The organism is Plantibacter sp. CFBP 13570 (assembly GCF_014841395.1).
GTDB classification, from domain to species: Bacteria; Actinomycetota; Actinomycetes; order Actinomycetales; family Microbacteriaceae; genus Plantibacter; species Plantibacter auratus.
Genome location: NZ_JACYTW010000059.1, coordinates 1 through 22516, shown reverse-complemented (window position 1 = coordinate 22516; position 22516 = coordinate 1). Strand labels below are relative to the sequence as shown.

The 22516-nt window shown below is 68.8% G+C and carries 20 protein-coding genes and 1 tRNA gene; 15 read left to right on the top strand and 6 right to left on the bottom strand.

All coding sequences use genetic code 11. The annotated features are described in order from the left end of the window. Positions 1-324 precede the first annotated feature (324 nt). Together IFT89_RS16335 and IFT89_RS16330 are read left to right on the top strand one after the other, a co-directional pair. The gene (locus IFT89_RS16335; protein WP_137242232.1) at positions 325-1461 is read left to right on the top strand and encodes a baeRF11 domain-containing protein; all 1137 of its coding nucleotides are present in this window, start codon (positions 325-327) and stop codon (positions 1459-1461) included. 173 nt (positions 1462-1634) lie between these two features. Further along, a complete protein-coding gene (locus tag IFT89_RS16330) occupies positions 1635-4163 on the top strand; it encodes an ATP-dependent Clp protease ATP-binding subunit (protein WP_064294324.1) in 2529 nt (842 codons plus the stop codon). Positions 4164-4290: 127 nt separating this feature from the next. Here the strand turns inward: IFT89_RS16330 and IFT89_RS16325 are convergent, their stop codons facing one another. Beyond that, positions 4291-5217, bottom strand: a complete 927-nt coding sequence (locus IFT89_RS16325; protein ID WP_064294323.1) for a Ppx/GppA phosphatase family protein — start codon at positions 5215-5217, stop codon at positions 4291-4293. Positions 5218-5495: 278 nt separating this feature from the next. Here IFT89_RS16325 and IFT89_RS16320 point away from each other — a divergent pair, with 278 nt between their 5' ends. The 5 genes from IFT89_RS16320 (at position 5496) to IFT89_RS16300 (ending at position 14153) form a co-directional block, all read left to right on the top strand. Then, positions 5496-6872 carry a glucose-6-phosphate dehydrogenase gene (locus tag IFT89_RS16320; protein ID WP_202939475.1) on the top strand — a complete coding sequence of 459 codons (1377 nt, stop codon included), beginning with the start codon at positions 5496-5498 and terminating at the stop codon, positions 6870-6872. A 248-nt stretch (positions 6873-7120) separates the two neighbouring features. Next, complete coding sequence (locus IFT89_RS16315; protein WP_124768749.1) at positions 7121-7639, top strand: amino-acid N-acetyltransferase; 519 nt, start codon at positions 7121-7123, stop codon at positions 7637-7639. 260 nt (positions 7640-7899) lie between these two features. Next, positions 7900-12813: an ExeM/NucH family extracellular endonuclease gene (locus IFT89_RS16310; protein WP_202939474.1), complete on the top strand. Its 4914-nt coding sequence runs from the start codon at positions 7900-7902 to the stop codon at positions 12811-12813. A gap of 138 nt (positions 12814-12951) precedes the next feature. After that, positions 12952-13617, top strand: coding sequence for a hypothetical protein (locus IFT89_RS16305; RefSeq protein WP_202939473.1), 666 nt, complete (start codon positions 12952-12954; stop codon positions 13615-13617). A gap of 128 nt (positions 13618-13745) precedes the next feature. Then, a complete protein-coding gene (locus tag IFT89_RS16300) occupies positions 13746-14153 on the top strand; it encodes an SseB family protein (protein ID WP_086474535.1) in 408 nt (135 codons plus the stop codon). A 339-nt stretch (positions 14154-14492) separates the two neighbouring features. On the opposite strand, the gene radA is transcribed toward IFT89_RS16300, so the two are convergent. Next, a complete protein-coding gene (gene radA, locus IFT89_RS16295; RefSeq protein ID WP_085510174.1) occupies positions 14493-15869 on the bottom strand; it encodes a DNA repair protein RadA in 1377 nt (458 codons plus the stop codon). Between the two features lie 109 nt (positions 15870-15978). Between radA and IFT89_RS16290 the strand changes: the two genes are divergently transcribed. Beyond that, positions 15979-16068, top strand: a tRNA-Ser gene (locus tag IFT89_RS16290). Positions 16069-16210: 142 nt separating this feature from the next. On the opposite strand, the gene IFT89_RS20640 is transcribed toward IFT89_RS16290, so the two are convergent. The 3 genes from IFT89_RS20640 to IFT89_RS16280 form a co-directional block, all read right to left on the bottom strand. Further along, positions 16211-16345, bottom strand: coding sequence for a hypothetical protein (locus IFT89_RS20640; RefSeq protein ID WP_255528001.1), 135 nt, complete (start codon positions 16343-16345; stop codon positions 16211-16213). A 399-nt stretch (positions 16346-16744) separates the two neighbouring features. After that, complete coding sequence (locus tag IFT89_RS16285; RefSeq protein WP_137242224.1) at positions 16745-17101, bottom strand: hypothetical protein; 357 nt, start codon at positions 17099-17101, stop codon at positions 16745-16747. Continuing rightward, a complete protein-coding gene (locus IFT89_RS16280; protein ID WP_194644010.1) occupies positions 17094-17354 on the bottom strand; it encodes a hypothetical protein in 261 nt (86 codons plus the stop codon). Before IFT89_RS16280 ends, IFT89_RS16285 begins: the two co-directional genes overlap by 8 nt. Positions 17355-17533: 179 nt before the next feature. Here IFT89_RS16280 and IFT89_RS16275 point away from each other — a divergent pair, with 179 nt between their 5' ends. Genes IFT89_RS16275 through IFT89_RS16255 form a run of 5 tightly spaced genes read left to right on the top strand, consistent with a single transcriptional unit; the run spans position 17534 to position 20321 of the window. After that, a complete protein-coding gene (locus tag IFT89_RS16275; protein ID WP_194644013.1) occupies positions 17534-18499 on the top strand; it encodes a nuclear transport factor 2 family protein in 966 nt (321 codons plus the stop codon). 44 nt (positions 18500-18543) lie between these two features. After that, complete coding sequence (locus IFT89_RS16270) at positions 18544-19161, top strand: GNAT family N-acetyltransferase (protein WP_202939472.1); 618 nt, start codon at positions 18544-18546, stop codon at positions 19159-19161. Between the two features lie 9 nt (positions 19162-19170). Beyond that, positions 19171-19539: a nucleotide pyrophosphohydrolase gene (locus IFT89_RS16265; protein WP_244650769.1), complete on the top strand. Its 369-nt coding sequence runs from the start codon at positions 19171-19173 to the stop codon at positions 19537-19539. Positions 19540-19548: 9 nt separating this feature from the next. Further along, positions 19549-19812, top strand: coding sequence for a DUF1653 domain-containing protein (locus IFT89_RS16260; protein WP_086474529.1), 264 nt, complete (start codon positions 19549-19551; stop codon positions 19810-19812). Positions 19813-19829: 17 nt separating this feature from the next. Then, on the top strand, positions 19830-20321 hold the full coding sequence (locus tag IFT89_RS16255) for an SRPBCC family protein (RefSeq protein ID WP_202939471.1): 492 nt from the start codon (positions 19830-19832) through the stop codon (positions 20319-20321). Positions 20322-20334: 13 nt separating this feature from the next. On the opposite strand, the gene IFT89_RS16250 is transcribed toward IFT89_RS16255, so the two are convergent. Next, complete coding sequence (locus IFT89_RS16250) at positions 20335-20652, bottom strand: DUF7882 family protein (RefSeq protein WP_202939470.1); 318 nt, start codon at positions 20650-20652, stop codon at positions 20335-20337. A 72-nt stretch (positions 20653-20724) separates the two neighbouring features. Here IFT89_RS16250 and IFT89_RS16245 point away from each other — a divergent pair, with 72 nt between their 5' ends. Further along, a complete protein-coding gene (locus IFT89_RS16245) occupies positions 20725-21075 on the top strand; it encodes a DUF6804 family protein (protein ID WP_124768760.1) in 351 nt (116 codons plus the stop codon). Between the two features lie 56 nt (positions 21076-21131). Then, on the top strand, positions 21132-22415 hold the full coding sequence (locus IFT89_RS16240; protein WP_124768761.1) for an FAD-binding protein: 1284 nt from the start codon (positions 21132-21134) through the stop codon (positions 22413-22415). Positions 22416-22516: the final 101 nt, after the last annotated feature.

Below are 22516 nucleotides of genomic sequence, written 5' to 3'. Positions count from 1 at the left end.
TGTCACCGGCGCCGGGCTCACGACCGGCGCCCTCCTCGCGGCCGGCCTGCTCGTCGTCGCCGGTCTGCTCGTCCTCGCGCTGCGGCGGACGCGACGCCTCGTCGCATCGGAGCAGCCGACGGACAGCTCGGTCACGACCGAGTGACGAGGCCGTGAGTCGGGCCGCGGGATCGAGGTCCCGCGGCCCGACCCGGCTCCGAATGTCCGCAGAATCGACCCCGGATCGAGGGGTGGGCGCTCCCTATACTGGGGTCAAGTCAGGCCCACGACGGCGTCGCCTGCTCCCGGTCGACCCTTCGCCTGACGCGATCGAAGGAGGCATCAGTGCACCACACCGATATTCCGACCCGCTCCGACATCGTCGAGCTCGCCACCGCTCGCGAGCCGGGCAGCGTGTCGATCATCCTCGCGACGAGCACCAACCCCTCGGATACGAGCCATATCCGCCTGGACCTCAAGAACCAGGTGAAGGTGGCGGTCGAGCAGCTGACGGCCGCGGGAGCAGACCGGGCGGCGATCGCGACGTTCACGCAGCAGGTCGACGACCTCCAGGAGGATCCGGACTTCCTCCGCTACCTGTCGTCGAGCCTGGCGCTGTACATCAGCCCGAGCCTCACGCGCTACTTCCGCGTCCCGAACATCCTCCAGTCCTGCACGGAGGTCTCGGACCGCTTCTTCATCAAGCCGTTGATGCGTGCGCTCACCTTCCCGCAATCGGCCTACGTCCTGGCGCTCGCGCAGAGCGGTGTGCGACTCGTCGCCGTCTCGCGCGATCTGCCGGCCACGAGCATCGAGCTCGAGGGTGTCCCCGCCGACGTGGCCGCGGCCGCGGGTGTCGACTCGATCCGGGGTCGCGGTTCCGACGGACGCAGCCCCCAGGGACGCATCCAGGGTTCCGAAGGACAGAAGGTCCGGATGCAGGAGTACGCGCAGGCGATCAACAAGGCGTTGTCGCCGGTGCTCGCCGGCTCGAAGGAGCCGCTCATCCTCGCGGGCGCCGAACCGATGACGGGGATCTTCCGGTCCGTCTCGAGCTACAAGCACCTTGTGAAGCCCGAGATCGAGGGCAACCAGCAGGAGCGCTCGGACGAGCAGCTCGCCGCAGCGGCCCGCCCGATCCTCGACGAGCTGTACGCCGCGGAGCTGCACGCGCTGTGCGAGGAGTTCGGCACCCGCGCGTCGAACGGCCGTGCCGTGACCGACCTCGGCGACGTGGCACGCGCCGCGACGGCGAACGCGGTCGACACCCTGTTCGTCGACATCGACAGCAACCTGCCGGGCACGGTCGACGAGACCACCGGTGTCGTCACGCTCGCCGACGATGCCGACGCGACGAACTACGGCGTGATCGACGAGATCCTCCGCCGGGCGCTGCTCTCCGACGCCCGGATCCTCGCCGTCCGTGCCGACGACGTCCCTGGTGGGGGCGCCCTCGCGGCGACCGTCCGGTTCCCGGTCTGACCGAGCCGCGATCAGCCGACACCCGCAGCGCACGTGCCCGGTGCACGTGCGCTGCGGCGTTCCCGGTGGCCGCGCATCACGCCCACGGCGAACAGGGGCGAAGAGAGCTGCGGCGGTCGTTACGCTCCTACTAACGGCATCACCACCCTGCCCGGTGCCGGAGGAGAGTGATCATGTTCGAGAGATTCACCGACCGTGCGCGTCGTGTCGTCGTCCTGGCCCAGGAAGAGGCCAAGATGCTCAACCACAACTACATCGGGACCGAGCACATCCTGCTCGGCCTCATCCACGAGGGAGAAGGAGTCGCCGCCAAGGCACTCGAGTCCCTCGGGATCTCCCTCGATGCCGTGCGCGAGCAGGTCACCGACATCATCGGCACCGGCCAGCAGCAGCCGACGGGACACATCCCGTTCACGCCGCGCGCCAAGAAGGTGCTGGAGCTGAGCCTGCGCGAAGCGCTGCAGCTCGGCCACAACTACATCGGCACGGAGCACATCCTGCTCGGCCTCATCCGCGAGGGCGAGGGCGTCGCAGCCCAGGTCCTCGTGAAGCTCGGCGCCGACCTCAACCGCGTGCGCCAGCAGGTCATCCAGCTGCTGTCCGGCTACCAGGGCAAGGAAGCAGCCCCGGTCGGCGGCAACCAGAGTGAGCAGCAGGCACAGGGCGGGTCGCAGATCCTCGACCAGTTCGGCCGCAACCTCACGCAGGCCGCGCGCGACAACAAGCTCGACCCGGTCATCGGTCGCGACAAGGAGATGGAGCGGGTCATGCAGATCCTCTCCCGTCGCTCGAAGAACAACCCGGTCCTCATCGGTGAGCCCGGCGTCGGCAAGACCGCCGTCGTCGAGGGTCTCGCTCAGGCGATCGTCAAGGGCGATGTCCCGGAGACGCTGAAGGACAAGCAGCTGTACTCGCTCGACCTCGGCTCGCTCATCGCCGGTAGCCGCTACCGCGGTGACTTCGAGGAGCGCCTGAAGAAGGTCACCAAGGAGATCCGCACCCGCGGCGACATCATCGTCTTCATCGACGAGATCCACACCCTCGTGGGTGCCGGTGCCGCCGAAGGCGCGATCGACGCGGCCTCCATCCTCAAGCCGCTGCTCGCCCGCGGTGAGCTCCAGACCATCGGGGCCACCACGCTCGACGAGTACCGCAAGCACTTCGAGAAGGACGCCGCACTCGAGCGTCGCTTCCAGCCGATCCAGGTCATGGAGCCGTCGCTGCCCCACACGATCAACATCCTCAAGGGGCTGCGCGACCGGTACGAGGCACACCACAAGGTGTCCATCACCGACGGCGCGCTCGTCTCGGCGGCGAACCTCGCCGACCGGTACATCTCCGACCGCTTCCTGCCCGACAAGGCCATCGATCTGATCGACGAGGCCGGTGCACGCCTGCGTCTGTCGATCCTCTCGAGCCCGCCTGAGCTGCGCGAGTTCGACGACAAGATCGCCGGCGTCCGCGAGGCCAAGGAGACGGCCATCGAGGAGCAGGACTTCGAGAAGGCGGCGTCCCTCCGCGACGAGGAGAAGAACCTCCTCGGTGAGCGTCTGCGCCTCGAGAAGCAGTGGCGCTCGGGCGACGTCAAGACGACCGCCGAGGTCGACGAGGGTCTGATCGCCGAGGTGCTCGCCCAGGCGACCGGCATCCCCGTCTTCAAGCTCACCGAAGAGGAGTCCTCGCGACTCGTCTTCATGGAGAAGGCGCTGCACCAGCGGGTCATCGGTCAGGAGGAGGCCATCTCGGCGCTCTCCAAGACCATCCGCCGCACGCGTGCCGGCCTCAAGGACCCGAAGCGTCCCTCGGGCTCGTTCATCTTCGCCGGCCCCACGGGTGTCGGTAAGACCGAGCTCGCGAAGGCGCTCGCCGAGTTCCTGTTCGACGACGAAGGCGCGCTGATCTCCCTCGACATGTCTGAGTACGGCGAGAAGCACACGGTCTCGCGACTGTTCGGTGCTCCTCCCGGGTTCGTCGGCTTCGAAGAGGGTGGCCAGCTCACCGAGAAGGTGCGTCGCAAGCCGTTCAGCGTCGTGCTCTTCGACGAGATCGAGAAGGCCCACCCCGACATCTTCAACTCGCTCCTCCAGATCCTGGAAGAGGGCCGGTTGACGGATGGTCAGGGTCGCGTCGTCGACTTCAAGAACACCGTCATCATCATGACCACAAACCTCGGTGCTCGTGACATCGCCGGTGGTCCCGTCGGCTTCCAGATCGAGGGCAACGCCTCGACCGGGTACGACATCATGCGCGGCAAGGTGAACGAGGAGCTGAAGAAGCACTTCAAGCCCGAGTTCCTGAACCGTGTCGACGACATCATCGTGTTCCCGCAGTTGTCGAAGCCGGAGCTCCTGCAGATCGTGGACCTGTTCACGAAGCGTCTCTCGGAGCGTCTGCTCGACCGCGACATGACGATCGAGCTCACGCTGCCGGCGAAGGAGCGCCTCATCGAGGTCGGCTTCGACCCGACCCTCGGTGCTCGTCCGCTGCGTCGTGCGATGCAGCGCGAGGTCGAGGACCAGCTCAGCGAGCAGATCCTCCACGGCGAGCTCAACGCCGGCGACCACGTGCACGTCGACTTCGTGAACGGCGCGTTCGCCTTCACGACCTCGGCTCGTGGTGAGTCGGTCGGTGCCGGCGTCAACGCGCAGGCGTCGCTCGGTACGGGTTCGGCCACGCCGGACCTCGCCATCACGGGCGAGTAGTCCCGAGTCACCGAAGGCCCCCACTCCGCGGAGTGGGGGCCTTCGTCGTGTCTGGTCGTGTTCGTTCGCCCATCTTCGGGCGCGCGAGCACTGGAGCGCCCGAACCTGGGCGAGCGAACGGCGGCGGTCAGCCGAGGCGGTCGAGGTAGCGGAGGATGATGCCCTCGCGGAGCGCCCACGGGGAGACGTCGAGCTCGCGGACGCGGAAGGCGGCCATCGCCTCGGACAGGACGATGCCGCCGGCGACGATCTGGAAGGTTCGGTCGGCAGTGATCCCGGGGAGCGCGGGGCGGGCCTCAGCCGGAATGCGGGCGAGCCGGGGGATCCAGTCGTCGAGCTGGCTGCGCCGGAGCAGCGACCGTTCGGTGCCACCGATGCCGTCGGCCACCGATCCAGCGAGGCGTGCGAGGGAGCGGATGGTCTTGGACGACCCGACGACGTGATGGGCGTCGGGCTCTTCGGCGAACGCGGGGAGTGCTGCGGTGAGCACCTCGCGGGCGTGTAGGCGGAGTGCCTCCTGCTGTGCGGCGGTCGGTGGGTCGTCGTGGAGGAAGCCGACGGTGGAGCGTCCGGCGCCGAGCGGGAGGGAGATCGCGACATCAGGGTACTCGTCGCCGCCGGCCGCGATCTCGAGTGAGCCGCCGCCGATGTCGAGGAGGAGCATCTCGCCGGCCGACCAGCCGTACCAGCGGCGGACGGCGAGGAAGGTGAGCTTCGCCTCGTCGTCACCGGAGAGGACCTGCAGGGCGATGCCGGTCCGTTCCTCGACGAGGGCGAGGACCTCCGGCCCGTTCGTCGCCTCACGGATGGCCGAGGTCGCCATCGAGAGGAGCTCGTCGAGGCCGCTCTCGCGGGCGATCGCTGCGGCTGCACCGATCGACTCGAGGATGACCGCGACGCCCTCATCGCTGATCGATCCATCCGGCGTGAGGTATCGCATGAGTCGCAGCACCGACTTGTGCGACGACTGGGGGATCGGCCGTGCTCCCGGGTGGGCGTCGACGATGAGCAGGTGGACGGTGTTCGATCCCACGTCGAGGACTCCGAGTCGCATGCGCTCACAGTACTGCCTGCCCGCCCGGGTCTGCTGTGGTGGGTCGCCAGCGCGGTGCGCTGACGTGAGCGCGGGTCCAGGGCGTGAGCGCGGGTCTCCGGAGGGGCGCGCCCACGTCCCTGACCCGCGGTGAGGCCGATACCGCGCCACTCACGTCAGCGCACCGCGCTGACGCCCACACCCTCGCGCTCGCGTCAGCGCATCGCGCTGGACCGGGATGGACCTCGGGAGGGCGCAAGGCCGCGCGACCTCGTCGGCCCACCGCGTAGGATCGCCGCATGACCGCCGCCACCTCGGAATCCTCCGCCCCTCGAACCCTCGTGATCCTCGGTGCCGGAGGCGACCTCACGGCCCGGCTCCTACTGCCGGGACTTGCGTCGCTCCTCGCCTCCCCGCGTGGCCAGGCGGTGCGCCTCATCGGGGTCGACCGCTCCGAGTCGAGCGACGAGGCCTGGCGGAAGCGCGTCAAGACCGCATTCGCCGACGCCCCGTCGAAGCTCGCCGAGACGATCGTCGCCGAGACCACCTACGTGCAGGCTGACGTCTCCGACCCGGCGTCACTGGAACGAGTCCTCGCGGCCGCCGGTCCGAACGTCGCCCTCTACTTCGCCCTGCCGCCCGCCATCACCCTGCTCGCCTGCAAGGCGCTGCGGAAGCTGGAGCTCCCCAAGGGCATCATGCTCGCTCTCGAAAAGCCGTTCGGCACCGACTACGCCTCCGCCCGCTCGCTCAACCGTCTGCTCCAGCACCTGGTGCCGGAGGAGCAGGTGTTCCGCGTCGACCACTTCCTCGGCAAGTCGACGGTCCTCAACCTGCTGGGCCTGCGCTTCGCGAACCGCATCTTCGAGCCGCTCCTCTCGGCCGACAACGTCGAACGCGTCGACCTCGTCTTCGACGAGCAGTTGGCGCTCGAGGGTCGCGCCGGGTACTACGACCGTGCGGGCGCGCTGATCGACATGATCCAGAGTCACCTGCTCCTCGTCCTCGCGTTCGCCGCCATGGAGCCACCTGCGAGCGTCGACGCCGAGGATCTGCGCGGCGGGATGGCCCAGGTGCTGCGGGCGACCCGGCCGTGGAAGGCGAACGGCACGGAGAGTCGGCGGGCACGCTACGGCGCCGGGACGATCGGCGACCGCAAGCTGCCCGCCTACATCGACGAGCAGGGCGTGGACCCGTCGCACCACACGGAGACGCTCGCCGAGATGACGCTCGCGATCGACAACTGGCGTTGGGCCGGTGTCCCGTTCGTGCTGCGGTCCGGAAAGGCGCTGGCGGACACCCGTCAGGAGATCGTCTTCACCTTCAAGCCGGTGCCGCACCTCCCGTCCGGCTTGCACGGCATGAAGACCCCGGCGCGGCTCCGCATCGGCCTGAAGCCCGCGTCGCTCGACCTCGACCTGATGATCAACGGCGAGGACGACCCCTTCGAGCTGGACCCGGTCGCCCTCCACGCGGAACTCCAGGCCGGGCAGCTCAGTGCCTACGGCGAAGTCCTGTCGAGCATCCTCGAGGGAGACCCGACCCTGTCGGTGCGCGGTGACGTCGCCGAGCAGTGCTGGCGGATCGTCGCGCCGGTCCTCAAGGCGTGGCGCAAGGACGAGGTGTCAATCGACACCTACCCGGCCGGCACCGCGGGCCCGAAGTCCTGGCACTGATCCGCCCCTCGTGATCCGGTGCCGTCACTCCGATGTCCGGCGCCAGCGCGGTGCGCCGACGTGAGCGCGCTCCACCGGACCGAGCGCGCCCCTCTGGAGGCCCGCGCTCACGCGGCTGGGTAGCGCTCACGCCGCTTCGGCAGCGCTCGCTCGAGCGCACCGCGCTGACGCCCACCAACCCGCGCTCGGTCGGGCGCACTGCGCTGGCGTCAGTAGACTGCTCGGAGGTTCTGACAGGAGGAGGCGGGATGGTCGAGCAGGCTCAGCAGGGGTATGTCGTCCGTCGCGCCCGCACGAGCGACGTCCGACGCATCCAGGCGCTCGTCGAACCACTCGTGCAGCAGCGCATCCTCCTCGGCAAGGACGACGTCGTCTTCTACGAAGCGGTCCAGGAGTTCCGCGTCGCCGAGACACCCGACGGCGAACTCATCGGCTGCGGCGCGCTGCACGTCATCTGGGAGGACCTCGGTGAGGTCCGCACGCTCGCCGTCTCCGCCGACCACCTCGGCACCGGGGTCGGCCACGCGCTCGTCGAGCGCCTCGAGCACGACGCGGTCGAGCTCGGCCTGCGTCGCCTGTTCTGCCTGACCTTCGAAACCGGCTTCTTCACGAGGCACGGCTATCAGGAGATCGGCGAGGAGATCGTCCCACCCGAGGTCTACGCACAGCTCGTGCGCTCGTCGGACGAAGGTGTCGCGGAGTTCCTCGACCTCGCGCGGGTCAAGCCGAATACGCTCGGTAACACGCGGATGCTCAAGCTGCTCTGAACCACAGCTTGAAGGTTGGTGCTCGTCGGAGTGACCGATGAGACCGTTCACAATGCCGCGCTGATCAGCGCTTTCCTTCGTTTCCAGCGCGAAGCCCGTGCTCAGATGAGCAGGCCCGGATTTACGTGCCGTTCACATTCGCGGTGGTCTTCCGTCACGCATGTCGGTTAGCTTGTGAGGCACTACCCATCGTCTGTGCCTCGAATGGGGGGTGCGTTGTCGCGCGCTCCGAACGAGGACGGCCCTCGATTCGGAGCCACATGTCGTTCAAACACCCGTGGAGGCTGTCCGCCTTCGCCGCCCTTGCCGGGCTCGTCGCCGCGCCCCTCGTGGCGACACCAGCCGTCGCCTCGACCGACGGCCTCGGTGTCGTCATCAACGAGGCCTACCTCTCGGGTGGGAGCGCGAACGCGCCCTACCTGAACAAGTTCGTCGAGCTCTACAACCCGAGCGACGCGGCAGTCGACGTCAGCGGCTGGTCGATCCAGTACCGCTCGGCGACCAGCACCGCGGCGTCGTCGACGACGGTTCCGCTCACCGGGAAGATCGCGGCCGGCGGCTACTTCCTCGTCTCGGGCAGCAGCAACGGCGCGGTCGGCGCGGCTCTGCCGACACCCGACGTGGCCAGCGAGCTGAACGCGTCGGGCTCCAAGGGCACGATCGCCCTCGTCGCCTCGACCTCCTCAGTGACCCTCACAGCCGGCTCCGTCGTCGGCGACCCCGCCGTCGTCGACCTTCTCGGCTACGGCACGTCGAACACCTTCGAGACCGCCGTGTCGCCCGCCCCATCAGCGAACAACGTGCCGCAGTCGATCGTGCGCACCGCCTTCGCCGACACCGACAGCAACGCCGCCGACTTCACGCTCAGCGACACGGTCACGCCGCAGAACAGCGCGGGCGACACCCCGGTCGACCCTGAGCCCACCCCGGAGCCGACTCCCGAGCCCACCGACCCGACCACGCCGGTCGAACCCGGTACGGCGACGATCGCGGAGATCCAGGGCACCGGCGCCGCGAGCACGATGGTCGGCCAGACGGTCACCACCACGGGCTTCGTCACCGCGAGCTTCCCGACCGGTGGCTTCAACGGCTACTACCTGCAGACCGCGGGCACCGGCGGGGCGATCGACCCCGCGACGCACCTCGCGTCCGACGGCGTCTTCGTCTACTCGCCGGCCACCGTCGGCTCCGTCACCGTCGGCCAGTACCTGCAGGTCACCGGCGTCGTGGACGAGTACTACGGCCTGACGCAGTTGAAGGTCACGGACCCGGCCGCCGTCACGGCGCTCGACGCCACCGGCGTCACCGCACCGACCGCCGCGAGTGTCGCCTTCCCGGCCACCGACGAGGAGCGCGAGCGTCTCGAGGGCATGCTGCTCGACCCGGCCGGCGACTACACGGTCACCGACACCTACAGCACGAACCGCTACGGCGAGGTCGCGCTCGCGGCATCGACGACGCCGTTCGTCACGCCGACGGTCCTCGGCAAGCCCGGTTCTGCTGAGGCGCTCGCGGCCGCGGCCCGTGTGCCGGCGGAGAAGGTCGTCCTCGACGACGGCTCTACCGTGGACTTCTCGAAGGCTGAGAACACGGGCATCCCGCTCCCGTACGTCTCGACCACCGCGCCCGTCCGGGTCGGCGCCGCCGTCGACTTCACCGCACCGGTCGTCTTCGACTTCCGCAACAGCAACTGGAAGTTCCAGCCCACGCAGCACCTCACCGGCGCCAACGCCGCGGATGTGCAGCCGGCGTCCTTCGAGAACACCCGCTCCACCTCGCCTCGCGGGGTCGGCGGCGACGTGTCCCTCGCGACCTTCAACGTGCTCAACTACTTCGCCACCACCGGCGACTCCCGCACCGGCTGCACCTTCTTCACTGACCGCGAGGGCGGCAAGACGACCGTCGACGACTCCGATGCCGCCGGTTGCGGCGTCCGAGGAGCGGCGACGGCCGAGAGCCTGGCGCGTCAGCAGGCGAAGATCGTCTCGGCGATCAACGCCCTCGACGCCGACGTCGTCTCGCTCGAGGAGATCCAGAACTCCGCCTCGATCGGCCTCGACCGCGACGACGCGCTGAAGACACTGACCGCGGCGCTCAACGCCGATGCCGGTGCGGGCACCTGGACGTTCGTCCCGTCGCCCGCGAAGGTCCCCGCGGACGAGGACGTCATCCGGACGGCGTTCATCTACAAGTCGGCCGCCGTCGAGACCGTCGGCGAGTCGCGCATCCTGCTCGACGAGCCGGCCTTCGACAACGCCCGTGAGCCAGACGCGCAGGCGTTCAAGCCCAAGGGTGCGGACGACGCGGCGACGTTCCTCGTGATCGCGAACCACTTCAAGTCGAAGAGCACTTCCAAGGCCGCGACGGGCGACAACGCCAACACCGGCCAGGGCGCCTTCACCGGCGACCGCACGCGTCAGGCCAAGGCCCTCGTGACCTTTGCCGACACGGTCTCGAAGGACATCGGCACGAAGAAGGTCTTCCTCGTGGGCGACTTCAACTCCTACGACGCCGAGGACCCGCTGGACGTGCTCCGCGACGCCGGCTACATCAGCCAGGAGGCCAAGACCGGGGAGTACACCTACGCGTTCGACGGTGCGGTCGGGTCCCTCGACCACATCTTCGCGTCGCCGGAAGCAGACCAGAGCGTCACCGGTGCCGACGTGTGGAACATCAACTCCGTCGAGTCGATCGCCCTCGAGTACTCCCGCTACAACGCGAACGTGACCGACTTCAACGTGCCGGACATGTTCCGCTCGAGCGACCACGACCCCGTGATCATCGGCATAAGCGCCGACGCGAGCGAGTCTGCGACCGTCAACCTGCTCAACATCAACGACTTCCACGGTCGGATCGACGCCAACACGACGAAGTTCGCGGGCACGATCGAGCAGCTCAAGGCGATGTTCGCACCCGACCAGACGGCGTTCATCTCCGCTGGTGACAACATCGGTGCCTCGCTCTTCGCTTCGTCGTCGCAGCAGGACCAGCCGACGATCGACGTGCTCAACGCACTCGGCCTGAAGGCCTCCGCGGTGGGCAACCACGAGTTCGACCAGGGCTACGGTGACCTCGTCGACCGTGTCATGGCCGACGGGAAGAACGCCGCCTGGCCGTACCTCGGGGCCAACGTGTACGAGAAGGGCACGAAGAAGCCCGCACTCAAGGAGTACACGATCCTCGACATCGACGGAGTGAAGGTCGCCGTCGTCGGCGCCATCACCCAGGAGACGCCGACGCTCGTGTCGCCCGCCGGCATCGCCGACCTCGATTTCGGGGACCCGGTCGAGGCCGTGAACCGCGTCGCGGCGCAGCTCACCGACGGCGACGAGTTCAACGGTGAGGCGGACGTCATCGTCGCCGAGTACCACGAGGGTGCTGGAGCAGGCACGCCGGACGGCGCGACCCTCGAGCAGGAGCTCGCCGAACAGAGCGCCTTCACCGAGATCGTCACCACGACGAGCGCGGACGTCGACGCCATCTTCACCGGCCACACGCACAAGCAGTACGCGTGGGACGCTCCGATCCCCGGCGTGACCGGCAAGACCCGTCCGGTGCTCCAGACCGGCAGCTACGGCGAGTTCATCGGTCAGATCACGCTGACCGTCGACCGCGCGTCGGGTGACGTCACCGCCTACACGGCGAAGAACGTCGCACGCACCACCGTTGCCGAGGCCGACCTGGTCAAGCAGTTCCCCGCGGTCGCGACGGTCAAGACGATCACCGACAAGGCCCTCGCGGTCGCGGCGGAGATCGGCAACCAGAAGATCGGTGAGGCGAAGGCCGACATCACCCGCGCGTTCAACAACGGGGTGAAGGACGACCGCGGCGCCGAGTCGACGCTCGGTGCGCTCGTCGCCGACTCGCTCCGCGCCTCGCTCTCGAGTGCCGACCGGGGCGGAGCCGACATCGGCATCGTCAACCCGGGTGGCATGCGTGAGGAGATCCTCGCGGGCGACATCACGTACGCCGAGGCGAACGCGGTGCTGCCGTTCCTCAACAACCTGTGGACGACCTCGCTCACGGGTGCGCAGTTCAAGACCGTGCTCGAGCAGCAGTGGCAGCTCGACGCGGCCGGGAACGTCCCGTCCCGTCCGTACCTGCAGCTCGGACTGTCGTCGAACGTGCAGTACACGTTCGACCCCACGAAGGCCCAGGGGCAGCGCATCACGAGCATCACGGTGAACGGTGCGCCGATCGACCCGAGCAAGAGCTACCGGATCGGCTCCTTCAGCTTCCTGCTGCAGGGTGGCGACAACTTCCGTGAGTTCGCGAACGGCACGGACACGCGCGACTCCGGTCTCGTCGACCGCGACGCGTGGATCGCCTACCTGACGGCGAACAGCCCGGTGTCCCCGGACTTCGCCCGCCAGAGCGTGCAGGTCACGAACGCGCCGACCGCAGCGGTCGCCGCTGGGAAGACGGTCTCGTTCGACGTCGCGAAGCTCGACCTCACCTCGACCGGCAGCCCGGTGAACACCTCGCTGGCGATCGAACTCAACGGCTCGCCGATCGGGACGGTCCCGGTCACCGCGGGGGCCGCGACGGTCTCGTTCACCGTCCCGGCGGGTACCGCTGACGGCGCGGCGACGGTGCGCCTCACGGCACTCGAGTCGGGGACGACGCTCACGGTGCCGCTCACGGTCGCGACGCCGCCGGTTGTCATGCCGCCGACGCCCGCACCGGAGTCCGCGCTCATCCAGGCGCTCAAGGACCTGATCAAGGCGATCACCGACTTCATCATCGGCAAGCTCGCCACGATCCACGTCGGCAAGGAGTACGCCGGCACCTGGGTCAGCGTCTGGCTGCACTCCGACCCGATCCTCGTCAGCGACGGCCTCGTGCAGGTCGACGCGGACGGCAACGTGCAGGTCACGGTTCCTGAGGACGCGCCGGTCGGTGCCCACCGCCTCGTCGTCCAGGACGCCGACGGCAACGTCATCGGCTGGCAGGACATCGTCGTGCAGGCTGCGGCGGTCGCCCCCGGCACCGACCCGGGCACCCAGCCCGGTGCGGGCGGCGGGACCGGTTCGGGAACGGCCGGCGGCAGCCAGGACGGCAGCCTGAGCAAGACCGGTGCCGAGCCGTGGGGGAACGCGGCGCTCGCCGCATTGCTCCTCGTCGGCGGCCTCGCGCTCGTGATCGCCCGTCGTCGCTCGGCGCAGCAGCTCTAGGCGCTCGCATCACCGAGCACCACCCGGCACCATCAGCACCACCAGCACCATCCCGATGCCTCGTCATCGGTCGGACCACGGTCCGCACCGACGGCGGGGCATCGGGTGTTTCCGCGCCACTGCACTTAATCTGTGAGCATGTCGAGCCTCACGAATCCCCGCGGACCGGAGCGGCCCGCCGTCTACTGGCGACGCAGGTTGATCGTGTTCGGCGTCCTGCTTGCCGTCATCGTCCTGGTCATCGTGCTCATCGTCCGGCTCGCGTCGGGTCCGGGCACCGAGAACACCGCCGCGACGCCCACCCCGACGCCCACAGCGACCCCTGCGCCGACCCCGGCTCCCGAGGCGTCGACCACCGCACCGATCGATGAGGCCGCGACCACCGACCCCGGTTCGGCGGCCGCGTGCACGGCCGACCAGATCCGCGTCGAGGCCGTCGTGAACGGGACGAGCTTCGCGGCGGACGAACTCCCGCAGCTGTCGCTGAGCGTGACGAACACCGGCTCGGCCGCGTGCACGATGAACGCCGGTACGAGCCAGCAGGTGTTCACCGTTTCGAGCGGTGAGGAGCCGTACTGGACGTCGACCGACTGCCAGACCGCACCGAGTGACCAGCAGGTGCTCCTCGAGCCGGGGAAGACGGTCTCGTCGAACCCGCCGATCACCTGGGACCGCACGCGGTCGGCGCCCGACACCTGCGACCAGCCGCGCGACCCGGTGCCCGCCGGTGGCGCCTCGTACCACCTGAACACCTCGATCGGCGGCTTCGCCTCCGCTGACAGCGCGCAGTTCCTGCTCAACTGACGGAACCTGCTCGCCGAGCCACTCCGGTCACTGAGCCCCCCCCGGTCACTGAGCCGCTCCCGCCCCGGTCACTGAGCCTGTCGAAGTGCTCGACCCGCAGCCCCGCACCAGCCTGCGACAATGGACGCATGGCGAAGCAGAAGCGACCCGAGTTCCGTTCCGAGCCTTTGGCCGCGGCCCTCGCCGCCGGCGACATGGTTGCCGTGGCACTCGCCTTGCGGAACGGCCGCTTCGTCGTTCCGCTCATGAAGCCGGGTAACCCCGACAAGCCGACGGAGACCGGCGAGGTCTGGATGTTCCGCCAGCCTGAGACCGCGAGGCTCGCGCTGCTCCTCTTCTCCGACGCGAAGAACAAGCCGGCCGCCCTGCCGCCCTACGTCGGCCTGCACGACGGTGCCTGGCTCGCGAGCTTCCTCCGCACCTACGGCGACGACATCGAGACGGTGCTCTTCGACGTCGCCGGTCCGCACTCGCTGCAGGCCTCGCCGGAGGAACTGCTGCGGGTCCTCGAGCTCGAGGCGCCGGCCGCCGAATAGCCCGACCCCGACCGCAGGTCCTGCTCTCGGCGGCGTCCGCGGTTCACAACTCCTGCAGGTCGTCGTCGGGAGGCCGAAGGGTCGCGGTTCGAAGCCTGTGCGGCTCATGCAGCAGGAGTTGTGCGCGGAACGCCCGGGATGCCGGTTGACCGGTGCGGTGACGAGTCCTCGCGCCGGTCGCGGTCGGCGGATGTCCCCTGTTGGAGCATCCCTGTTCACAACTCCTGCGACTCCCGCGTCGGAACGGACGCCGGTCTCGTCCGCGGGGCATACGAGACCGATTTGCAGGAGTTGTGAGCAGACTCCCGCACCGACGTGCGTGCGGCGGCGCGAGGCAGCTCAGAAGGCGGCGTCGAGCTCGCGTTCGCGTCGGGCGGGGCGTGCTGCCTCGGCTGCGGTCTTCGCGATGCCCAGCACCGACTTGAGGTCGTTGCTGACATCGGAGTTGAGCAGCAGCTTGTAGCCGAGGCGGTTGCCCTCCGAGCCGCGCTGCTTCGCGACACTCACCGGACGCACTTCGCCGCTGAGGCTGATCTCGCCGTAGGCCGCGAGGTCGCGGGGGAGGGCCAAGTCGCGGATGACGGAGACCAGGGCGAGGGCGATCGCGAGGTCGGCCGCCGGTTCGCTGATCTTCACGCCGCCGACGGTCGAGATGTAGACGTCGTGGTCGGTGAGGTCGTAGGAGTAGCGGCCGTGCAACACGGCGAGGATCATCGCGACACGTGAGGGGTCGACGCCGTTGGTGACCCGGCGGGGGTTCGGTGCCTGCGTCTTGTTGATGAGCGCCTGGACCTCGACGGGCAGCGCGCGGCGTCCCTCCATGACAATGGTGACGCAGGTGCCGGCCACGGGTTCGTTCTGGCTGAGGAAGAGGGCGCTCGGGTCGGGGACCTCGGCGATGCCGTCGCCGGCCATCTCGAAGCAGCCGACCTCGTCGGTGGCGCCGAAGCGGTTCTTCTGTGCGCGGAGGAAGCGGAGCGCGGTGTGGCGGTCGCCCTCGAACTGGCAGACGACGTCGACGAGGTGCTCGAGGAGCCGGGGGCCGGCGATCGAGCCGTCTTTCGTGACGTGGCCGACGAGCAGGACCGGGAGGTCGCGTTCCTTGGCGATGCGGGTGAGGACGGCGGAGACCTCGCGGACCTGGCCGGGTTGTCCGGCGAGGCCGTCGGACTGCGAGGAGGAGACGGTCTGGACGGAGTCGACGATGAGGAGCTTGGGCTGCACCTGGTCGATGTGGCCGAGGATGGTGGCGAGGTCGGTCTCGGAGGCGAGGTAGAGGTCGTCGTGGAGGGCCCCGGTGCGTTCGGCGCGGAGGCGGACCTGGCTGACCGACTCCTCGGCGCTGACGTAGAGGACGCGGGCGCCGGTCTTCGCGGCTCGGGACGCGACCTCGAGGAGCAGGGTCGACTTGCCGACGCCCGGCTCACCGGAGAGGAGGATCGCGGCGCCGGGGACGATGCCGCCGCCGAGCACCCGGTCGAACTCGGCGATGCCGCTCGACCAGCGTGGAGCCTCGTCGGCGCTGGCCTGAGTGATGGGGCGTGCGGCGCGTTCGTCCGTGGCGCGGATCGGTGTCAGCTTGCCGAGGACGCCGGTGGGAGCCGACGCTTCGACGACCGTGCCCCACTGCTGGCATTCGCCGCATCGACCGGCCCATTTGGCGGTGGTCCAGCCGCATTCGGTGCAGCGGAATGCGGGGGAGGGTGCCTTGGCCATGCGGCCAGCCTAAGCGCGGCCGCCGACACCGCCGGCCCTCCGCGCCGCCGGTGGATGACCGGCATCGCTCAATTCGCGTCGGCGCTCGTCTTCTATTAGACTCGACCCCGGTACCGTGTCCGAGCGGCCGAAGGTGCAACTCTCGAAAAGTTGTGTGCTTGAAAGAGCACCGTGGGTTCAAATCCCACCGGTACCGCCACGAAAAAGCCCCCTCCATCCCCGAGCAACACCGGGACGGAGGGGGCTTCTTCTCTTTCGAGGCCGCACATTCCGTGTGTGACGACCTGCTCCCGAGATCTTGCGGCGCGGCGGGGTAGTGCTGCTCCGAGCGACTCGACATGTCACACCAAACCTGCAGTGTTCACCGCAATCCACACGACTAGTGCCACCAACACGATCACGGCAACCCACGCGACGATTTTCGCTGGACGGCTCGCTTTTTCCTTCGGAACACCCGGCGGCGTGCGATCGTTCATCACTTCTCCTTCCGCAGCAGGAACCCGATCGGTCCAATCGCTCCCGGACGGGTCGCGTTCACCGGCTCCCACCCACGGTCAACGAGTTCAGATAGTTCACGGTTCGCCGCATCTTCCTCCGACTCACCCCTGAACCGTTGCCCCGACGGTAGGGATATGTACCAGAACTCGTAAGACCTGGGGCGAGCTTAGCCAGGCGCAGCGCGCGAAAATGTGCACACCTGAGACGCTCTTCGATCGTTTCCGATTTCCGACGGTTATGAGGCCGCTGGGATGGAGGGGCTTTCGTCGATGTGCCGCCCGTAACGGGGGGGGGGGGGGGGGCAGCGACGATACCAACAGGCAGGGTCGCGAGTAGCAGTTCGCGGTCGTCTCGCCGTCGGGGCGTTACGAGTCGCGCTACATCTGCCCACCCGAAACCCCAGCGGTCCTCTGTGAGAGCCGTGCCAGAGCCCAGTACCCGGCAAGGAGCACGAGTGCTGTGATGACAGCCGGTGCGCCAGCGACCAGGCCGAGGTACGCCATCACGAGACCTCCGTCGATGGAGGGAGCCGTCAGTTCATCCGATGAAGGGTCGATCTGCGCCAGAAACGGCCCACCGAACAGCACGATGAGGGCCCCGAGCAGGTAGACACAGACGATGGTGACGAGGACCCCGACGCTGACCCGTTTGCTTCCCGCTAGGAATTGCAGTGCCGACCAGATCGCGAGGACGCTGCAGATGGGGATCAGGACCAGGAGCCATGACTCAGTCATGGTGAGTTTTCTCCGAGTCCAGGGCAGGATCGCTGGACCGGATCGCATCCGCGGCCTCGCTCGTGGTGAAGCCCTCATCAAGCAACTGCGCTCGGAGCTCGGCGTCGGCACGAGCCTCCTTCCCCCGCGGCCGTCGGCGGCGCATCCGCACGTACTGGGTGCCTAGGGCGAGGACGAGGAAGACCACGAGCCCGGCGAGCAGGAGTCCGAGCGCCAGCAGCAGCCCACCGCCCACGTCTTGGATCAGGCCCACGATGCATCCCCCGGATGTCACGGTCGTTGCACCCAGGGTAGAGAACGGTGCGAGCGGATGCGAGCCGCGAGAGCAGACTGCGGGTGGTTTCAACCGCAGCGGAACTGAAAGACACGGATTCCCAGCGAAGCCCAGGGACACCTCACCTGAGGTTCAGAACGCCGTCGCACAGTGATTCCATGACCAGATCACGCGCCCTCGTCGTCCCCCTCGTCCGCACCGCCGCCGTCCTCGCCGGCGTCTCACTGCTTGCGGGGTGCCAGGCCACCTCGGCAGCCGTGCCTGATCCGTCGTCCTCGGTCTCGACGGCGCGGAAGGGAAGTGCCGACGGCGGCTCGACGGGCGACCGCAGCGACTCGAAGACCGAGCAGAAGAACCTCGCCGCCGTGCTCAAGCTCTACACGGACGCCTTCCCCGACCCCGCCTCCTCGAAGGCGGTGGCCACGACCGACAAGCTCGTCGCGGCCGACGCCGTCGCGCACGGTTCCGGGCAGAAGTCCGGTCCGAGCGGGCTCCTGGCGGAGTTCACCGCCGACCGGACGCGGGTCCCCGGGGCGCAGGCGGTCGTCAAGCACACCGCCGCCGACGGCGACCTCGTCGCCGTGCACTACCAGGTCGCCTCCGACCCGGCCGACGAACGGACGGGCGAGGCCGCCGTCGACCTGTTCCGGGTGCGGGACGGCGCCGTCGTCGAGCGCTGGGCATTCGATCAGCCGATCGCGACCGGGACGCCCGCGAGCGGGAACACCAACACGATGTTCAGCGACCTCTACAGCCCGGCGAAGCCCGCGGTCGCGCCGTCGGAGAAGCAGGAGGAACAGAACCGGACGTTCGCGGTCAGCGCGTACAACACGCTGTTCCGCGACCAGGACGTCTCGATCCTCGACAAGGCCTTCGACCCCGCCTACCTCCAGCACAACCCGGTCGCACCGAACGGCACGGCAGCGCTCAAGTCGTTCTTCTCGGGATCCGCGACCTTCCCGCCGCAGGAGTCGGTCATCTCGCTGAGCGACGGTGACCTCGTGTGGACGTTCTCGCAGAGCGTCGGCGCGAAGGCGGACGACCCCGTTCTGGCAGCGGACATCTTCCGGGTCGACGACAAGCTCATCCGCGAGCACTGGGACGTGGTGCCGACCGCCGGGTGAGTGCCTGGCCTCCACAGGAGTTCCGCCTCTACGATGGGGGCACCGTGACGACCCTCGAACCGCATCCGTTCGCGATCCGCCCCTACGAGCCGACCGACGAACCCACCTGGGTGCGTTGCCGGGTGCTCGCCTTCCTATCGACCCAGTATTACGACGACGTGTGGCCTCGCCGCCCCGATGTCGTGGCGCCGTCGTTCGGGCTGGTCGCGGTCGATGTCGAGGGACAGGTGCTCGGCCTGCTCGACATCACCGTCGACGGTGACGAGGCCACGATCGACTCGGTCGCGACACATCCCGATCATCAGAGCAGGGGGATCGGCGCCGCTCTCCTTGAGGTAGCCGTAGAGCGGCTGGCCCGGGCAGACATCACGAGGCTCGATGCGTGGACCCGCGAGGACCAGGCAGCGAACTCCTGGTACCGGCGCAACGGCTTCTCCGAGGCGTTCCAGTACCTGCATGTGCACCTGGAAGACGGAAACGACGCCGAAGGGTTCACGACTCCGGCCGGGTTCAGCAGCCCGGTCCGCGCGTTCGTCCATGCGGGCATCGAGCGCGAGCAGGAGCTCAGGGAACGCTTCGCTCGGGTGTATGTGTGCCGCCAGTATGTCCGGGACCTGTCCGCCGGAACTCCAATCGAGACAAGCATCGAAAGCGCTGATTAGGCTCTGGGGATGACTCAGGACTTCGCAACGCTGAACGCCCACGCCCTGGAGGTCGCCGCCGCCTACGACGATCTCAGCACGAAGCGGATCGGACGTCCCTGGACGAACCAGGAGGTCGCCCTCGGATTCGTCGGCGACGTCGGTGACCTCGCCAAGATCGTGATGACGCTCGACGGGACGCGTCGCATCGAGGGCATCGGACTCGAACAGCTCGAGCACGAACTCTGTGATGCCATCTGGTCCTGTCTCGTGCTCGCCGACCGGTTCGGCATCGACATCAGCGAGGCGTTCCCCCGCCAGATGCAGGACTTGGTTCGGCACGTGTCCGAGCTCCGGGCCGACGAAGCGAGCGCTGACTCCGCGACGCCCGCTGGTTAGAATCGCGACATGAGCGACGACAGCACGGCCAGCACCGACGACGGCGAGTCCTTCGGCGTCGAGCCCGGCACGTACCGACACTTCAAGGGTGCGCGGTACGAGGTCATCGGCGTCGGACGCCACAGCGAGACCGAGGAACCGTACGTCTTCTACCGGACGACCACGACCCCGCCGACGTCGTGGGTGCGACCGCTCGCGATGTTCGTCGAGCCCGTCTCGCGCGACGGCTACGAGGGACCGCGTTTCGCCCGCGTCGAGGACGACGCCGACTGACCACGGAGGAGCACCGCATGACCGACACCGATCACATCCAACCCGAACCGGCCGACGAGCGCGACCTGTTGGTCGAGCGCATCATCCACGCGCCGCGATCGGCCGTCTGGGCGGCGTGGACCGACCCCGCGACGCTCGGGCAGTGGTGGGTGCCGTCGCCGGCGGTGTGTCGGGTCGTCGAGTTCGAGTTGCGACCCGGCGGGTCCTTCCGCACCGAGTTCAGTGAGGACGGCGTCGACTTCGTGCCGCAGATCACCGGATGCGTGCTGGAGGTCGTTCCGGAGCAGCGTCTCGTCTGGACGACGGCGCTGACCGCAGGCTGGCGGCCAGCCGAGCAGCCGTTCATCACCGCCGTGATCGACCTCGCTGACCACCCCGACGGCACCCGCTACCGAGCGACCGCGCTCCACAGCGGGGTCGCCCAGCGCGACGAACACCTCGAACTCGGCTTCCACGCCGGCTGGGGGATCGTCACGGAGCAACTTGCCGCGCTGGTGGAGCAGCGCTGAGCAAGCCCTCCACTCACGACGTCTCCGGATCGGTCGCAGTGCTGGGTTCTGGCGTCAGCATCATGCCGCCCGGCGTGTAGGAGGAGTCGAGCAGGGCGCGCACCCACGCCTGGTTGACCGACGGCTCCGGCTGCGCGAACCGGAACTGCAACGGGACGTCGCTCGTGATCCAGAGACTCACCCGCCCGCCGCCGTCCACAGCCCCCTTGGTCCATTCGACGAAGAAGGACTCCCGACGACGCAGCTTGTTGCCGATCGCCGCCCTGAGGTGAGCGAGCACGCGGTCGTCGAAGTCGTAGTGACTTCCGGCACCGTAGATGAGAACCCCCATGCAGTGATTGTGCCGCATCGGCCCCCGCCGCACCGCTCGGCGACGCCCCGCCGCTCCACGTAAACTCGTGGGATGCCGAGTCCGACCCCCGCACCCGCACCCTTCGCCCTTCGCCCGGCGCTCATCCCGGGCATCATGGGTGCGGTCGCGCTCATGCTCGGGCTCGCACTGCTCGAACTCGACGCCTTCACGATCGTGCTGTTCGTGGTGAGCATCCTCGCGCTCATCATGGCCGTGTTCGCCTGGCAGGCCAAGCAGCCGCTCTGGATGATCCCGACGCTGCTCGTCGCGATCGTGTGGAACCCGGTCCTCCCGCTCCCGTTCAGCGGCATCCCTTGGATCATCGCGCAGTTCCTCGGCGCGGTCGTGCTCGTCTCGGTCGGCATCCTGCTCGAGAACAAGCACGCCGCCCCGCCCGCCTGACCGGAAATGTTTCGGGAACGCCTGCGGGTCGCCCCGGCTCTGGCAAGCTTGCGCTCATGACGCTTGAACGCAACTGGGCCGGCACGCACACCTTCGCAGCGCCGCGGATCGTGAACGCCACGTCGATCGACGAGGTCCGCGCACTCGTCGCGGAGGCCGCCAGGACGGGCACGCGCGTCCGCGCCCTCGGCACCCGACACTCGTTCACCGACCTCGCCGACTCCGACGGCACGCTCATCACGGTGCTCGACATCCCCGCCGACCCGGTGTTCGACGAGGCCGCCGGCTCGGTGACGATCGGAGCCGGGACCCGCTACGGGATCGCCGCCGCCTGGCTCGCCGAACAGGGCCTCGCCTTCCACAACATGGGCTCGCTCCCGCACATCTCCATCGGCGGCGCGATCGCGACCGGCACCCACGGATCCGGCAACGACAACGGCATCCTGTCCTCAGCGGTGAGCGGCCTCGAGTACGTCGACGCCACGGGCGAGCTCGTCCACGTCCGTCGTGGGGACCCCGGTTTCGACGGACTCGTCGTCGGGCTCGGCGCGTACGGCATCGTGGTGCGCGTGACGGTCGACGTGCAGCCCGCCTACCGCGTGCGTCAGGACGTCTACCGCGACGTCCCGTGGGACGCCGTCCTCGCCGACTTCGAGGGCGTCACCGGCGGCGCCTACAGCGTCAGCATCTTCACGAACTGGCTCGGCGACACCGTCGAGCAGATCTGGTGGAAGACCCGCCTGGCCGCCGGTGACGACGAGCTGCCCGTGGTCCCGGAGTCGTGGCTCGGCGTGCAGCGGGACTCCCTGACCGCGGGAAACCTCGTCGAGACGGACCCCGACAACCTCACGCTGCAGGGTGGTGTCCCCGGCGACTGGTGGGAGCGACTGCCGCACTTCCGGCTCGAGTCGACGCCGAGCAACGGCGATGAGATCCAGACCGAGTACTTCATCGACCGCGCCGACGGACCCGCCGCGATCACGGCCCTGCGTGCGCTCGGCGACCGCATCGCTCCGCTGCTGCTCGTGACCGAACTGCGCACGGCGGCGCCCGACAAGCTCTGGCTGAGCGGTGCGTACCACCGGGAGATGCTCGCCGTGCACTTCACCTGGCGCAACCTGCCCGAGGAGGTCCGGGCGGTGCTGCCCGCGATCGAGGAGGCGCTCGCGCCCTTCGGTGCCCGCCCGCACTGGGGCAAGCTCAACCTGCTGACGGCCGAGCGCATCGCCGAGGTCGTGCCGCGGCTCGCCGACGCGCGGGACCTCTTCGAAGAGTTGGACCCGGCCGGCACCTTCTCGAACGCACACCTGGAGCGCATCGGGGTTCGTCTGCCCCGGTAGCGGGTGCCGGTGGCTCGGGCGCCAGCGCGGTGCGCTGGCGTGAGCGCGGGTCATCGGGTGCCAGCGCGGTGCGCTGGCGCGAGCGCGGGGGAACCGGCGTG